General features: G+C 62.7%; 16 protein-coding genes. 2 read left to right on the forward strand and 14 right to left on the reverse strand.

Annotation, left to right across the window (positions count from 1 at the left end):
• Positions 1-291: 291 nt before the first annotated feature.
• The gene (locus tag YU9_RS0110410) at positions 292-870 is read left to right on the forward strand and encodes a MarR family winged helix-turn-helix transcriptional regulator (protein WP_027572767.1); all 579 of its coding nucleotides are present in this window, start codon (positions 292-294) and stop codon (positions 868-870) included.
• A gap of 12 nt (positions 871-882) precedes the next feature.
• Here YU9_RS0110410 and YU9_RS0110415 read toward each other — a convergent pair whose 3' ends face one another.
• The gene (locus tag YU9_RS0110415; protein ID WP_027572768.1) at positions 883-1,833 is read right to left on the reverse strand and encodes a hypothetical protein; all 951 of its coding nucleotides are present in this window, start codon (positions 1,831-1,833) and stop codon (positions 883-885) included.
• An 818-nt stretch (positions 1,834-2,651) separates the two neighbouring features.
• Here YU9_RS0110415 and YU9_RS0110425 point away from each other — a divergent pair.
• Complete coding sequence (locus tag YU9_RS0110425) at positions 2,652-3,422, forward strand: response regulator transcription factor (RefSeq protein ID WP_027572769.1); 771 nt, start codon at positions 2,652-2,654, stop codon at positions 3,420-3,422.
• 288 nt (positions 3,423-3,710) lie between these two features.
• Here the strand turns inward: YU9_RS0110425 and YU9_RS0110430 are convergent, their stop codons facing one another.
• From YU9_RS0110430 to YU9_RS0110490, 13 genes are all read right to left on the reverse strand, one after another.
• On the reverse strand, positions 3,711-4,169 hold the full coding sequence (locus tag YU9_RS0110430) for a hypothetical protein (RefSeq protein ID WP_027572770.1): 459 nt from the start codon (positions 4,167-4,169) through the stop codon (positions 3,711-3,713).
• Positions 4,166-4,678, reverse strand: a complete 513-nt coding sequence (locus YU9_RS0110435; RefSeq protein WP_027572771.1) for a hypothetical protein — start codon at positions 4,676-4,678, stop codon at positions 4,166-4,168. The genes YU9_RS0110430 and YU9_RS0110435 overlap by 4 nt, the downstream gene beginning before the upstream one ends.
• A gap of 42 nt (positions 4,679-4,720) precedes the next feature.
• Positions 4,721-5,197 carry a rod-binding protein gene (locus tag YU9_RS0110440; RefSeq protein WP_027572772.1) on the reverse strand — a complete coding sequence of 159 codons (477 nt, stop codon included), beginning with the start codon at positions 5,195-5,197 and terminating at the stop codon, positions 4,721-4,723.
• Positions 5,194-5,613, reverse strand: coding sequence for a hypothetical protein (locus tag YU9_RS0110445; RefSeq protein ID WP_027572773.1), 420 nt, complete (start codon positions 5,611-5,613; stop codon positions 5,194-5,196). The genes YU9_RS0110440 and YU9_RS0110445 overlap by 4 nt, the downstream gene beginning before the upstream one ends.
• 6 nt (positions 5,614-5,619) lie before the next feature.
• Positions 5,620-6,372, reverse strand: a complete 753-nt coding sequence (gene fliR / locus YU9_RS0110450) for a flagellar biosynthesis protein FliR (protein ID WP_027572774.1) — start codon at positions 6,370-6,372, stop codon at positions 5,620-5,622.
• Positions 6,369-8,450 (reverse strand): flagellar biosynthesis protein FlhA, encoded by a 2,082-nt coding sequence (flhA, locus tag YU9_RS0110455; protein WP_027572775.1) that lies wholly within the window; start codon positions 8,448-8,450, stop codon positions 6,369-6,371. The genes fliR and flhA overlap by 4 nt, the downstream gene beginning before the upstream one ends.
• Positions 8,451-8,525: 75 nt before the next feature.
• Positions 8,526-8,792 carry a flagellar biosynthesis protein FliQ gene (gene fliQ, locus YU9_RS0110460; protein ID WP_027572776.1) on the reverse strand — a complete coding sequence of 89 codons (267 nt, stop codon included), beginning with the start codon at positions 8,790-8,792 and terminating at the stop codon, positions 8,526-8,528.
• Positions 8,789-9,211: a flagellar hook assembly protein FlgD gene (gene flgD, locus YU9_RS0110465; protein WP_027572777.1), complete on the reverse strand. Its 423-nt coding sequence runs from the start codon at positions 9,209-9,211 to the stop codon at positions 8,789-8,791. The genes fliQ and flgD overlap by 4 nt, the downstream gene beginning before the upstream one ends.
• A 15-nt stretch (positions 9,212-9,226) precedes the next feature.
• Positions 9,227-9,637 carry a flagellar biosynthesis repressor FlbT gene (gene flbT, locus YU9_RS0110470; protein ID WP_027572778.1) on the reverse strand — a complete coding sequence of 137 codons (411 nt, stop codon included), beginning with the start codon at positions 9,635-9,637 and terminating at the stop codon, positions 9,227-9,229.
• Positions 9,637-9,981 carry a flagellar biosynthesis regulator FlaF gene (gene flaF / locus YU9_RS0110475; RefSeq protein ID WP_027572779.1) on the reverse strand — a complete coding sequence of 115 codons (345 nt, stop codon included), beginning with the start codon at positions 9,979-9,981 and terminating at the stop codon, positions 9,637-9,639. Before flaF ends, flbT begins: the two co-directional genes overlap by 1 nt.
• 54 nt (positions 9,982-10,035) lie before the next feature.
• Positions 10,036-11,082, reverse strand: a complete 1,047-nt coding sequence (locus tag YU9_RS0110480) for a flagellar hook-associated family protein (RefSeq protein ID WP_027572780.1) — start codon at positions 11,080-11,082, stop codon at positions 10,036-10,038.
• 3 nt (positions 11,083-11,085) lie between these two features.
• A complete protein-coding gene (gene flgK / locus YU9_RS0110485) occupies positions 11,086-12,561 on the reverse strand; it encodes a flagellar hook-associated protein FlgK (protein ID WP_027572781.1) in 1,476 nt (491 codons plus the stop codon).
• Between the two features lie 34 nt (positions 12,562-12,595).
• The gene (locus YU9_RS0110490; protein WP_027572782.1) at positions 12,596-13,825 is read right to left on the reverse strand and encodes a flagellar hook protein FlgE; all 1,230 of its coding nucleotides are present in this window, start codon (positions 13,823-13,825) and stop codon (positions 12,596-12,598) included.
• Positions 13,826-13,870 lie beyond the last annotated feature (45 nt).

Below are 13,870 nucleotides of genomic sequence, written 5' to 3' on the forward strand. Positions count from 1 at the left end.
CACATCATGTTGCTCGCGCATCGCACGCCATCGCCAATTCTCGTGCGAACCGTCGTCATTTGATTGAAATTTTCGGAAGATCTGAGCCACGCGATTTACTCGAACTTTCTTCGTGACACCCTAGTTCCACGGCCGGAAGTTCCATCTCCGGAAACGGAGAGGCTCCTTCCCCGACGCGCGATCGGCCGCCCGGCAACGGACGACGGAGCGCAGGCGCGTTTCATTCTCATCCGCTGAGATTGCGCTACCCAAGGCTCAATTGAGTAAACGTTTATCCGACCTGGAACTGAAATGAATTTGGCTCGTGAATCGATTGAACTGCTGGAGCAGGTCGCGCGAATTCTGTGGTTCGAAGGCACCAAGCACGGCTTGCGCGACCGCGAATGGATGGCGCTGCGATTCCTCTCCCGCGCCAACCGGTTTTCCCGAACGCCGTCGGCGCTGGCGAGCTACGTCGGCACCACGCGCGGCACCGCCTCTTTCATCATCGGCGAGCTCGAGCGGCTCGGTTATCTCGAACGAAAGCGCTCGGCCACGGACAAGCGATCGGTGATGTTGAGCGTAACGCAGCAGGGCAAGAAGTTCCTGGTGCGCGACCCCGTCAACGTTCTCGTCGAGGCGATTGCCGGCCTTGGCGACGACGTCAAGATCCGCTTCCGTGACACGTTCCGGCACGTGCTGGACCACTCGGATGCTGCCGAGCAGCGGCACCACACCGACGTTTGCAAGCGGTGCATCTTCCTGCGGGAAGATCGCACCACCACAGACAGCAAGACGACCGCCGAGTTCAGCTGCCGCCTGTTTCGCGCGCCGATCGCGGAGGCGGAGGTCGATCTGCTATGCACCAGCTTCGAGCATCACCGTCAATAGAGGACGGCTCGATCAAGGCGTTGCCTTGCGTGACGAATAGATGACGCCGCCGCCGGCTTCCACCACCAGGCGCCCGTTCTCGTTCCTGATCTCTTCGATGCGGCCAAGACCGGGCACCTGTTGTCCGAGCACGGCCTCGATGACGCCGTTCGGGCCTTGCAGGATCGCAATGCCCTCATAGGCCTGGCGGACCGACCAGCCCTTGATCGTCTTGCGCGGCACAGGCGCACGCTCGGGCGCAGGCACTGATCCCGTGAATTCGGGCGCTGCGACCGACGCCATCATCGGCCCTTGCTGTGACACGGGCTGCGATTGCGCCATTGCCGGCGCGGGAGCCTGCGCCTGTACCTGAGCGAGCTTGTCGAGCTTCACTGTGGAGGACGAGCTCACCCGCTCGATCCGGTCCAGGTTCTCGGCAAACCTGCCGAAGCGATCATTCGTCACCTTGCTCGATTGATCGACCGCGGTGCGCAAGCCGTCGAGATTCTCGGACACGCCCGACACCTGCTTGCGCAGTTGCGCGACGGTCTCACGCAGAATTCTGATCTCCGCATTGGCTGCAGCGTTGTTCTGAGCGGGCTGGGTGGTGAGATAGGCGATCACGCCGGTGCAGGCGCAAACCACCAACATGGCAGCGACCGCCAGAGTTGCGAGCGGCGCGACCCATGTCGGACGGGGTGGCGGCGGCTTCGCCACGATCACCGCCGGCTTGATCACGGTCGGCGCAGGTTTTGGAATCGCCATCTTGTCGAGACGGGCCTTGGCACGAATGCGCTTCAGCCCCTCAAGAGCTTCCTTCGCGAGAGCCTCGTCGCTCGCCGCGGCCGATACACGCTTTGCGCTCGCAGCCCGCTTGGTCGCTCGCGTCGTATTGTCCTTTGTATCGCTCGCCTCCGGAGCAGGCTTCGCCGCCGCGGAGGCATCCGCGGTCGCGTTGGGACGAGCTTGTCCATCGGACAACATGTGAAAATGCTCCGTTCGTTTCGATCTGTCGAACGGTGACGTTATTTGGCGAAGCTTGCCCGAAACTGCGCATCGAAAAACATTTCATCGTCGCGATGCGACGCCGCATGAGTCAATCGCGCCATACACGTGGCGATAGTGCGACTCGAAAGACACACACTCGCCAAGATTTCACCAAGCTGGAGTTGCCGCACGAACATGAGTCAAATTGTCGCATGTGGAAAACCGAGCTCCGGGGTCAATCCGGGGTTGAAAACCCCTCGATATGCGTGACCCGGAGCACCACTCAAAATAGCTGTAATTCTACGGGGATGCGGAACTTTACAACCGGAACGATGCAAAACTAGTTAAAGATCCAAATCAACTGATGCGATTGAATACATCAAGAAACAACCTGAAACGAATCAACAGCATCAAGCCCGTGTAGCAATCGCTTTCTTACGCACGCTTGATCGGAAATCGGCAATTGTTACGGTCCTACTCAAGTGATTCTCGCCAGTTGGCGAGGAGATCGACACAGTTCAGCAGTGTTCGGACGCGATGAGCAACTTGGCGCAACTGTTCTAGGTCGTTTCTCAATCCGCTCCGCGAGGTGATCCGTAAGACACCCGCCGAGCCTCACGCAGTAAGCGTTTCAGTATCGAGTCGAAGTAGCAGGCCTGTAAGACACAGGCACTGAATGCGTAGGGCTGCCCGCGAATATCGAAACCATAACAACGGTTCGCGGGAAGGAATGTCGTCAAACAGCATCGTTGCCGAGCCGGGGCATCACAACAACCAACCGGCCGCAACAAGTGCGAAACAGGGGCGAAAGACTGATGTATATTATCGTTGATGATCGCGAGAGCGTCGCGAACAGCTACGTCGGAGGGCTCGTTCGCGAAGGTGTATCGTCGATCGGCTTCTCCTCCGGAGAATTCTGGGACTGGCTGCAATCTGCGAGTGAATCGGATCTGGCGGCGGTAGACGCCTTTCTCCTTGGGGATTGCGATGCCCGCGGAAGCCTGCCGCGGGCGATGCGCAAGCGCTCCTCGGCGCCCATCATCGCCATGAGCGGCCAGAAGATGCTCAAGAACACGCTGGAGCTGTTCGAATCGGGCGTCGACGACGTCGTACACGTGCCGATTCACCTGCGCGAGATCCTCGCCCGAACGGCCGCAATCGCGCGCCGCCGGGTGGGCGAGCTACCGAGGCCCTGCGAGAGCAGGATCCAGGTCTTCTTCAACGGCCGTGACCCCGAGATCGCGGGCCACGCCCTCACCCTGCCCCGCCGCGAACTGCGCATTCTCGAATATATGGTCGCCAACCACGGCAAGTGGATCACCAAGACGCAGATCTTCAACGCGGTCTACGGCATCTTCGAGTCCACCTTCGACGAGAGCGTGATCGAGAGTCACGTCAGCAAGCTGCGCAAGAAGCTCCGCGACCGCCTCGGCTTCGACGCGATCGTGGCCCGGCGTTACGTCGGATACCGCCTCAACATCCCGGCCGGCGAGACCCTCGACGAGCCGGTGCAGGAGCTCGACGACGTCGGCATCCTCCTGAACAGGGCGCATGCTGCCCCGGCGGCATACCCGGCCGGAAACTGACGGCAAGACACTGCCACGAAACCGGCAACGGCCTCTGCGAAGCTTCGCGGAGGCCGTTTGCATTTTCAGAGGCAGAGACCCGAAGGCACCCACTTCGCTCGAAAGCACTTTAAGGCCCGACGGGCCTGAGCGCACGCCTCATCCTTCGAGACGACCGCTTCGTGGTCCCTCAGGACGAGGCAAAGTGGCAGCGATGCCTGTTAAGGCTTAAGGCTGCCGCCGCCGCACACTCCGCCCTGATCCTGAGGCCCGCCAAAGGCGGGCGTCTCGAAGGATGCGCCTCACGCTCTACGGCTTCTGCTGGAATTCTTCCTTGGACACGTAGTTGAAGTCCTCGACCAGGACGTCCTGGACGATGTCGGCCTGCATCCGCTCGTTGACGCGCTGCTTGATCGCCGTCGTCAGAATGGAGAGGTCGTAACGGGCGAGCTTCCTGAAGTCGAGACGCTCGTCGGCATAGATCCTGCGAAAGGCCTCGTCGACGACGAACGGCTCCGGCGGAACGTTCAGCTGGTGCATGGTCCGCGCCTCCATGGTGTAGACGAAGCGCGCGACGATGTAGCCCTGCACGTTGCCGTTCTCGACCATGGGCACGCTCAGGGCCCGCGTCTTCTGATATTGCAACCCGTCGAGATACTCGTCCTTCGCCGGCAGCAGGCTGCCGTTCTCCTTCCAATAGGCGACGGCATAGCTCGTGCCCGCGGTGAGGATGCACACCCAGAGTCCGGCCAGCACCAGTCTGATCATTTTCCGTCCTGCACTGTGCGACCGGTATAGGTGCCGTCCGACTCGGCCTCCTTGACCGCCTTGACGATGATGCTCGCGACCTCACGTACCGCGTCGTAGTGCATTTCCAGAATTGAACGATTCCGCTCGAGCTTCTCCCGTAGCCGCTGAATCTCCTCGGTGATCTCGACTTCGCCGCCGAGATGCATCCGCGCCCGCATCAGGCGGACGAACTCGAGCATGCTCCGGCTCTTCCGGGCGCTGAAGTCGTCGAAATCGATCTTCTGCCCCGTCGCGAGCGCGACCGTCTCCTCCTCGACGATACTCGCGAGCCGGCGGATTGCGGCCAGGAGGCCACGCACCTCGTCCGATCTCACTGCATCCGCGGCGTCGGCCATCGCCTCTCCACTCGCGATCGGCAGCAGGACGGGCAGCAGCGCATCGCTTGCCGCTGCTTTCGTCGTCATCACCTCGGTATCCGCGACCGCCGGGTCTATCGCCATGGCTGCCGCGCCTTCTAGTACCTGCATCGGAAATTCACCCCTCAACTTCTGTCACTCGTTCGCGGATCATCATCCGGCGTTCCCCGCAGCGTCCGGCCCGGCAGGATGCGCGGCGGCGAGCTGCTTGGCGATGCCAATGCCCTTGCCATTTGCCAGCTGGTTGCCAAGCTGCTCTGCAAGCATCGACTTCCAGACGCCGCCAGCCGTGCCCTTGCCAAAGACCTCCTCCGACTCCTTCGGCAACATCGTCTCGACGAAGGTCTGGAGGATGAAGGCTTCGAACTTCCGGTAGACCTCGCCGGATGCCGGCGCCTTGATCACCTGCACGGGAGCCCCGTTCACTGCACCCGACTGCGCTTCGGCGACCTTCGCCGCGGATTGATCGGCAGCCGCAGCGGCCTTGCCGACCTCCGCGTCCATCGTGGCGGCGAAATCGGCGCCCGAGGATTTCAGCGCGTCGAGCTTCGCGGTCGCCGTGCGCTGCGTCACGGGGTCGGCGGCTTCGAGGACATCGAGAACGAGGTCTGGCGTCGCTGTCACGATCATGTCTTGTTCCGGTTGGCTGGCGGTGGCATCCACGTGCGCACGGTAAGGCTCGTTCCCGTCATTTCCTCGAGCGAGCGCTTCTCGGCGTCGCGAAGCTTGTCTGCGAGCGCGGCCTTCGCGACCTCCTCGAGCTGCTTCACGCGGCGGGTCTCGCGGCGGACCTGGTCGAGCTGTCGCGAGGCCTGCTCCTTCACGGCGCGCGCGCCGACGCTCGTCCTGTTGAGCCGCCGAGCGATTGATTCGCTCGTTGATCCCGCCGGCGGCCTTCCATCGTTCAGGGCTCCGACCAGCCATTCCTGCTCGTCCTGCAGGCTGCGCTCCTGCTGCCGCAATTGCGCGAGCTGCCATTCGGACAGCCGAAGCTGGAGCTTCACCAGCGAGACCATCCGGCCGAGCTTGTCCGCGCGCGACGTCATGACCGGTCACTCCGCGAGCCACGACGAGACGCCGAGCATGAACTGCGTCAGCAGCTCGTCGCTGGTGAGGTAGAGCAGCAGGAAGCCGCCGAACAGCACGAAGGGCACCGAGATGAAATAGACCGGAATTGCCGGCGTCAGCTTGTTGATCAGGCCAACCGCCAGGTTGACGATGACGGAATAGACGATGAAGGGGCTCGCGATCCGCAGCGTCAGCACGAACGCTTCCGACAGGCGGCCGACGAGCAGGTCGAGCGCCATGCTGCCGCCGAGCCTGTTGCCGGGATGCCAGACGTCGTAGGAGTTCATCAGCCCGCGCAGCACCTGCCAATGCTGGTCGGTCATGAAGAACAGCGTGGTGACGGCCGCCATGATCAGCGGCACGAGGGCCGGCGCCGGATCGGTGTCGCCGACCGGTGTGCCCGGGATGTTGCTGAGCCCGATCGCACTCGCCATCACGGTCGCCATGGTCTGGAGGGCGAGGAAGAACACCCGCCCACCGAGCCCGATGACGCTGCCAACCACGAGCTCGGAGCAGATCAGGAGCGCCAGCGTCAGCGGCGCCGCATTGTCCGTGAGCGGTTTCAGGATCGAGACGAGGATCGGCGTCAGCGCAAACGTCGTGACCAGCGCGACGAACAGGCGCACCTGGGGCGGAACGTTGACACTGGAATAGCCGGGCACCAGCATCAGGCAGGCGCCGATGCGGCAGAACACGATGAACGTCACCAGCACGCTGTCGGCGAGCCCAGAGATCACGATACGGCTCCGAGTGCCCTGATCTCGGCGCTGCGCGCGACTTCGACATGCGACAGAATCGGCAGGGTCGGGAACACCCGCTCCAGGATCATCCTGACATAGGGACGGGCCTCGGGGGTCACCGCCAGCACCACGCTGGTGCCGCTTTCGGTGAACTTGCGGATCGTGGCGCTGGCTTCCGTCGCGAACTGCTCGATCAGTCGCGGGTCGGCGTCGAACGCGACGACATCGCCCTTGGCGTCGCGCTTCAGGCTTTGGTGGAAAGCGAGGTCCCAGCGGTTGCCGAGACGGACCACGTTGAGCACGCCATTGTCGGAGAGGTCGCCACAGATCTGCTGGGCAAGACGCGTCCGCACGTGCTCTGCGACCTGCTCGGAGCGCCGCACATGGGGCGCGATCTCGGCAATCGCCTCGAGGATCAGATGGAGGTTGCGGATCGACACGCGCTCGGCCAGCAGGATCTTCAGGATGGCCAGCAGGCCCGAATAGGAGATCTGCGAGGGGCAGAGATCCTCGACCAGGCGCTTGTATTCGGGATCGAGCTGGTCGAGCAGGGCGCGCATGTCCTTGTAGGACAGGAGCTGGGCGAGGTTCGCCCTGATCACTTCGCTCAAATGCGTGAGCAGCACCGACAGGTTGTCGACCGGCTTGCAGCCCTGCCGCTTGACCTCGTCGGTGAAGGCTTCCGTCACCCACAGCGCCTTCATGCCGAAGGCGGGTTCAATCACCTCGTCGCCCGGCACGTCCGGCTTGCCGTCCTTGTCGACCAGCACCAGCACCTCGCCGAGCCTGAGCTCACCATGGGCGACGCGCGTGTCGTGAATCCGGATCTGGTAGCTCTTGGGGTCGATCGACAGATTGTCGGTGAGCTTGATCTCGGGAATGACGAATCCGTACTGCTTGGCGAACTTCTTGCGGATCTTGGCCACACGGTGGGCAAGCTCGGTGCGCGAGCCCAGGAGATGGACCGAAAGGTGGCCGCCGAGCGCCAGCTCGATCTCGGCGGTCTTGAGCTGCTCCTTGACGGATTCCTTGGCCTCGTTCTGGGCACGCTCGTCGGCCCTGCGCGCATCCTCCTTCTGTTTCAGCGCGGCCTGCCGCTTCGGCAGCGAATAGCCGACGAAGGCCATGACACCCCCAAGCAGCACGAAGGGCGCCATCGGCAGCCCCGGCATCAGGGCGAGCACGAACATCATCAGCGCGGCAGCCGACACTGCGCGCGGATAGCCGCCGAGCTGCCGCAGCACCGCCTGCTCCGCCGAGCCCCTGGTGCCGCCCTTGGAGACCAAGAGGCCCGCCGACAGCGACACGATCAGCGCCGGCATCTGCGACACCAGACCATCGCCGACGGAGAGCTTGGTGTAGACGTCGGCGGCGCGGGACAGGGTCAATCCGTGATGGGTGACGCCGATGACGATGCCGCCGAAGATGTTGATCGCGGTGATGATGAGGCCGGCGATGGCGTCGCCGCGCACGAACTTCGAGGCGCCGTCCATGGCGCCGAAGAATGCGCTCTCCTCTTCGAGCTCGCGCCGCCGGCGCTGGGCTTCCTTGTCGTCGATCAGGCCTGCGGACAGGTCCGCGTCGATCGCCATCTGCTTGCCGGGAATGGCGTCCAGGGTGAAACGGGCGCCGACTTCGGCGATGCGCGTCGCACCCTTGGTGATCACGACGAAATTCACCGTAACTAGGATCGCGAAGATGATCAGGCCGATGACGAAGTCACCCCCCATGACGAACTTCGAGAAGCCGGCAACGACGTGGCCCGCGGCCTGTTCGCCCTCCCCTCCCCGCGACAGGATCAGGCGCGTCGTCGCGATGTTCAGCGCCAGGCGCAGGATCGTCGCGATCAGCAGCACGGTCGGGAAGGCCGAGAAATCGAGCGGCCGCTGAATCCACAGCGCGACCATCAGGATCAGCGCCGAAAGTGCGATCGAGAACGCGAGGCCGAGATCGATCAGGATCGGAGGAATCGGCAGGAACAGGATCGTGAGCATGGTCACGATGCCGCCAGCAAAAAAGGCATCCGCCCCCAGGCGGCGCGGATTGGGCAGGCTAGCAGCTAACGTATCGGCCATGGGTCACCGGCAGAGGGGTCCACCCGTAATCTGCCGCGCAAAGCTTACGCGAGGGTGGTGCCGGGGCTGTCCGGATCAGAAGCCGTGCTCGATCCGCGAATAGACCATCTCGGTGAAGGTCGACAGATGCGCGCCGATGAAGGAGCCGGAGACGGCAACGACCAGGAGAATGACGATGATCTTCGGAACGAAGGTCAGCGTCACCTCCTGGATCTGGGTCAGAGCCTGGATCAGTGCGATGACGGTGCCGACCAGCATCGCGGCGCCAACCGCCGGCCCGGAGGCGACGATGATGGTCCAGATCGCAGCCTGGACGATGTCGAGGGCGTCTCGCTCGTTCATGACTGGCTGATCGTGAGGCCGGGCCCGACGGCGACCTTCGTGCCGTCCTGAAGGGTCGCGATGGAGCCGTCGCTGTTGATGGCGACCGAGACGACCTCGCCGCTGAAACTGGCACCGGTCGAGTCGGTGAAGCTGACTGTCTTCCCGATCAGCCCGTTGGCTTGCGACAAGGATTGCGAAGACAGCAGCGCGTCCAGCTTCGAATTCGTCTGCATCGCCTGCTCGACCGTCGAGAGCTGGGCGAACTGACTCATATATTGCGAGGTATCCATCGGATTAGTCGGGTCCTGGTTCTTCATCTCGGCGACGAGGAGCTGAAGAAACGTGTTGTAGTCCACGCTGTTGCTCGACGTCGCCGAGGTGGAGCTGGTCGAGCTGGACGACTTGCCGGTCGTGTCGGTCGCGCTGGTGACGTTCATCTAGCCTCTCCGCTGTCAGGCAGCTTCGACTGGGGAAATCGTGGCGGCGCCGGCCAGGATGGCCTGCTCCACCGGGAACAGGGCCCGAATCCGCTTGAGCGCCTCGAAGTAGCGGGTCGCCCCGACCAGTTCGTCGATCGCGCCGAGTCCATCCAGCATCTCGCGGCTCTCGCACACCGCACATAGGGCTGCGTGATGCTGCGCGTAGAGCGCCGCAGCGTCGCGGACGTCGGTCGGGTTCATCAGCATGAGCTGGACGATGAAATAGAGCTGCCGCAGCGCCGTGGTGGCGTCGGAAGCCTGCATGACCTGCCCTTCGAGCAGGAACATCACGTCGTTGACGAGCTCGACGGAGACCTTGCGGTCCACGCGGAGCACCGCGCCGTTGATGTAGATCCGTTCGCCTGCACGCAAGGAGATCTTCATTAAAGCGCGTCTCGGATCAGGCGGTTGATTTCGATGAGCTGCACCACGTCGTTCGACCGCTGTTCGCGGAGACGGTCGGCTTCCTTGACGACCCACAAGCCGATCGAGATGATGTCGGCGCGCAGCTTGTCCGGGAGCCCGTTTTCCGGGTGCGCGAGATCCTCGATGAAGATGGTCCACAGCCGCCGCACATAGAGCAGGCTCTCGACCAGGTCCTCGAGGCTGAAGCGCCCCTTCTGGATCCGTTCGAGCCGGTCGATGCCGAGGCTGAGCGCCTGCCGCTCGCGGCTTCGCGCCTCATAGCCACTTTCGTCAACGACCGCTTCATAGGCTTCAAACGTCATCAGGACCACTCTTCGCAGGAGACCGAACAACTAGACAAGGTGACGAGCCCCGGGTCAGAGGTAATTGATGAGGCTGATCTTCTGGAGCTGCGAGGTGAGCGCCAGGGCCGTCTGGATCTGGGTCTGCAGGGTGTTGACCCGGACCGAGGCTTCGGTCGGGTCGACCTTCTCGATACCGACGATCTGATTGTTCAGAATGTCCTGCTGCGTCTTGAGCTTCGTGGTTGCGGTGGTGATCCGCTGCTGGACCGTGCCGACGGTGCCGCCGAGCGCGGCGAGGTCGCTGATGGCGTTACCGACGAGCCCGATGGCCTTGTCCACGACGACCTGGAAGGTCTCTTGGCTCAGGTTTACATTCCCGAGATCGGCCATCATGGTGTAGGCCTCGGCGAGCCTGCGGAAGCCGGTCTGGTTGGCGCTGACGGACGTATCGGCGATCTCGGTCGTGGAGATGCGGCTTTGCATGGTCTGGTCCGTGGCCGATGACCAGTTGGTGTTCCAGGCCGGGCTCGCAAACTCGGCATCGAAGGTGGTGTCGAGGAAGGTCTGCATCTGGGCCGGGGTAATGGTGCCCACGCTGGGCGAGGATTGCGAGAAGCCGAAGGCCGCGAGAAAATCGGCATCGACCCGGTTCTTGCTGGCCGAGCCCGCGGTGTAAGCCGTGATGGGCGCGTTCTGCGTGTTGATGCCCGAGAACAGATACGAGCCGTTATAGGAAACGTTCAGCGCGCCGATCAGATCCTGCAGATTGGAGGCCGCAGGCGGCAGGATGACCCGCCCGCCACCGTCGGTGCTGCGGGCCGCGATCAGGTCCTTGAGGAAGTCCGTCGCAGTCTTGCTGAGCTGGGTGATCCGGTTCTGCGTCACGTCCAGGCGTCCCGAGACGAGCCCGTTGGTATCGACGAGCTGATCGGCGAAGCTGAAGTCGGCCCGCAGCGTGAGATCGCTTCCCGTCGTGGCACCAAGCTCGAGACCGACATCGGCGAAACGGCCGGTGGTCGCCTCCGTCGAGGCCTTGCTCAGCGCCGCCTGGTTGCTCGTGATCGAAGACCTCAACGACGAGGACAGCATCAGGGTGGAAATGTAGTTTGCGCTCATCATGACTTAATTCCCCACGGCAGCCAGCAGGCTCTGCAGCATTTCATCGACGGTCGAGATGATCTTCGACGACGCCGAGTAGGTGCGCTCGACCTGGAGCATCAACGACATCTCGTCATCCATGTTGACGCCGTTGACGTTCGACAACGCCGTGACGCTGCGGTTGAGCAGTGTGGTCTGGTACTCGGAGTTGTCGTTGGCGGTCTTGCGCTGATTTTCAATCCAGCTTGCCGACGACGACGCGAAGTCGATCAGGCTGCCGCTCGGCTTGCCTTGCGTGGTTGCATCGAATGGCTGCGACGCGTCCATGCCGCTGATGAGCTGCTGCAGCCGGGCCGAATAGCCGCCGTTGCCGGCGGTATTGTATTGATAAGCGGGGTTGCCGCTGATCGCACCGTCGCGCAGCAGATTCGGGTTGCCGCCCAGAGCCGGGTCGACCGACGCAGCGACCGAGATCGTGCCGGCGAGGCCCACCGAGACGGTTGCGCTCGCGGGCATCGCGGGCGCGCCGGGATAGGTGAAGAGACCGGGGACGTCGGGCAGCGCCGCGGCCGTTTGATCGCTTTCCCTGAAAGTATTGATCAGGCCGCGCGCGATTTCGTCGAGCTGGCTCTGATAGGTGACGGTGTCCTGATCACGCAGCTGAGCAAGACCGGCTAGCTTGCCCGACTTTAGCGGCATCACCGAATTGGCGCCGGTTACCGGGACGCCGTCGATATAGACCGCGTTGCCCGTGGTGCCGGGCGTATAGATATTGGTTGCCGCAAAGCTCACCGTCCGCGCCGTCTTGTCGAACAGCACGACGCCGCTGTCGGTGTAGAGCGCCGCATCGCCGTTGGGGCGGATCGACATCGAGACGCCGACCTCCTGCGACAGCTTCGAGACGATGTTGTCACGCTGGTCGAGGTAGTCGGTGATGTCGTCGCCGGAGATCGTGCCCTTCACGATCGCGGTGTTCACGGTCTGGAACTGGGAGAGCAATTGGTTGATGTTTTGAACCGACGTGTTCATGTCGGCATCCGCGCCGTCACGGACAGACTGCACGGTCCGTGTCGCCTGGTTGAGCGCGGCGGCCATGTCCTTGGCGGACGTGACGGCCGCCTGCGCCAACGTGGTGTTGTCCGGCGCGTTGGCATATTTCTGCAGCGCCTCCTTCAGCGCATTGAGCTGCGCTGTCGGAGACTGGTCGAGTTCCGGATCGTCCACTGTGGCAGATGCGATCTTCTGGAGACCATCATAGATCGCGCTCTGCTTGGCGGAGGACGACGTCGCGATCAGGACATTGTTGAACAGGCCGCCGCTCGCGGCGCGCTGGATCGCCGCGACATACACGCCAGCATTCGGCAGATTGTCCAGCACCGCGATCTTGCGCGAATAGCCGGTAGCGCTGGCACCGGAGATGTTGCGCGAGATCGTCGAGGACTGAATGCCCGACGCCATGAGCGAAGCGCGAGCGGAGTCGAGAGCGGCGGTAAGGGACATGGTTTGCTCTTGCCCGGAATGGGCGCTGAAGGATTCAGCGCTTCAGGTTGACGACGACGTCGAGCAGGTCGGCACCGGTCTGGAACGATTTCGAGTTGGCGGTGAAGCCGCGTTGGGCCTCGATCATCGAGGTCAGTTCGTCCGCGAGATCGACATTGGAGTCTTCGAGGGAGCCAGACTGGATGGTACCGAGCCCGGCTCTGCCGGCATTGGAGACCTCCGCGTTCCCCGAGTCCAAGTTGGTTGAATAGACGTTGCCCGGCTCCGGCGTGAGATTGTCGGGGCTCTCAACGTCTGCGACCGCGATCGTGAACAGATTCAGCGTCTGACCGTTCTTGAGAATGGCGGTGACGTACCCATTCTGATCAATATCGACCTTATCGATGGCCGAGGGAACACTGCCATTGACCGTCGCCTTGAAGCTGAAATCCGTACCGACCTGCGTCATGTTTGACAGATCGAGGGTCATGGTCGCGCCGTTGGGGACCGGTATCGCGAGAGTTGTCGGACTCGCTGCAGCCAACGCACCTTTTCCGGCCGTCGTCGTGTCGAAGGTATACGTGGTGGCGGCACCGAGCGCGCTGCCGGTGGTCGAATCATAGGCCTGGATCTGCCAAGTGTCTGATCCGGCGGCCGTCGCGGTGTGAGCCATATAGAGATCGATCGTGACAGCTTGACCGATATTGTCGTACGCCACGATCGAGCTTTTCGATGAATATGACGCCGGGCCGGGCGGGCCGGCAATAACAGCCGATTTCGGATCCAGATTGCCGGTCGTCAGCGTCCCGGCCGTCGAAGCTACGGGCTGCTGCGATACCTGGGCAATGTTCACGATCTGCAACCCGCCGAGGGTATTTTGCGAGATGTCCACCTTGCCCGGCTTGCCCAAGAGATAGTAACCGGCCGCATTCACCAGATTCCCCTGAGCGTCCGGCACAAACGACCCGGCGCGCGTCATGAACTGCTGCGTGTTGTTGGCGTTCGATACCACGAAGAAACCATTGCCCTGAATGGAGAGGTCCGTAGTCGACGTGGTGAACTGCGTATGTCCCGCATCGCTGATGGCATAGCGGACGGTAGTCTCGACGGCGCCGGAATCGTAATTGCCGGAGCCGCTCTTCAGGATCAGCGAGGAGAACTCCGTGGAAGCCCGCTTGTAGCCGGTCGTGTTGACGTTGGCGATGTTGTCCGAGACCGTCGACAGCTTGTTGGACTGCGCGGACATGCCGGAAACGCCGGTGCGCATAACACCATACAGGCTCATGAATTGGGCTCCTTTGGTAGGTTGCAGCTACAATGGGGGGTCTTG

It is taken from the genome of Bradyrhizobium sp. WSM1743, assembly GCF_000473065.1.
In the GTDB taxonomy this organism is placed as follows: domain Bacteria; phylum Pseudomonadota; class Alphaproteobacteria; order Rhizobiales; family Xanthobacteraceae; genus Bradyrhizobium.

Excerpts from the sequence above, each read along its gene's own strand:
- YU9_RS0110480 (WP_027572780.1), bottom strand. The coding sequence starts at position 11,082 with ATGATGAGCGCAAACTACATTTCCACCCTGATGCTGTCCTCGTCGTTG.
- flhA (WP_027572775.1), bottom strand. The coding sequence starts at position 8,450 with ATGGCCGATACGTTAGCTGCTAGCCTGCCCAATCCGCGCCGCCTGGGG.
- YU9_RS0110435 (WP_027572771.1), bottom strand. The coding sequence starts at position 4,678 with ATGCAGGTACTAGAAGGCGCGGCAGCCATGGCGATAGACCCGGCGGTC.
- flgK (WP_027572781.1), bottom strand. The coding sequence starts at position 12,561 with ATGTCCCTTACCGCCGCTCTCGACTCCGCTCGCGCTTCGCTCATGGCG.
- flaF (WP_027572779.1), bottom strand. The coding sequence starts at position 9,981 with ATGACGTTTGAAGCCTATGAAGCGGTCGTTGACGAAAGTGGCTATGAG.
- flbT (WP_027572778.1), bottom strand. The coding sequence starts at position 9,637 with ATGAAGATCTCCTTGCGTGCAGGCGAACGGATCTACATCAACGGCGCG.
- YU9_RS0110440 (WP_027572772.1), bottom strand. The coding sequence starts at position 5,197 with ATGATCGTGACAGCGACGCCAGACCTCGTTCTCGATGTCCTCGAAGCC.
- YU9_RS0110430 (WP_027572770.1), bottom strand. The coding sequence starts at position 4,169 with ATGATCAGACTGGTGCTGGCCGGACTCTGGGTGTGCATCCTCACCGCG.
- YU9_RS0110425 (WP_027572769.1), top strand. The coding sequence starts at position 2,652 with ATGTATATTATCGTTGATGATCGCGAGAGCGTCGCGAACAGCTACGTC.
- YU9_RS0110445 (WP_027572773.1), bottom strand. The coding sequence starts at position 5,613 with ATGACGTCGCGCGCGGACAAGCTCGGCCGGATGGTCTCGCTGGTGAAG.
- YU9_RS0110415 (WP_027572768.1), bottom strand. The coding sequence starts at position 1,833 with ATGTTGTCCGATGGACAAGCTCGTCCCAACGCGACCGCGGATGCCTCC.
- YU9_RS0110490 (WP_027572782.1), bottom strand. The coding sequence starts at position 13,825 with ATGAGCCTGTATGGTGTTATGCGCACCGGCGTTTCCGGCATGTCCGCG.
- YU9_RS0110410 (WP_027572767.1), top strand. The coding sequence starts at position 292 with ATGAATTTGGCTCGTGAATCGATTGAACTGCTGGAGCAGGTCGCGCGA.
- fliQ (WP_027572776.1), bottom strand. The coding sequence starts at position 8,792 with ATGAACGAGCGAGACGCCCTCGACATCGTCCAGGCTGCGATCTGGACC.
- flgD (WP_027572777.1), bottom strand. The coding sequence starts at position 9,211 with ATGAACGTCACCAGCGCGACCGACACGACCGGCAAGTCGTCCAGCTCG.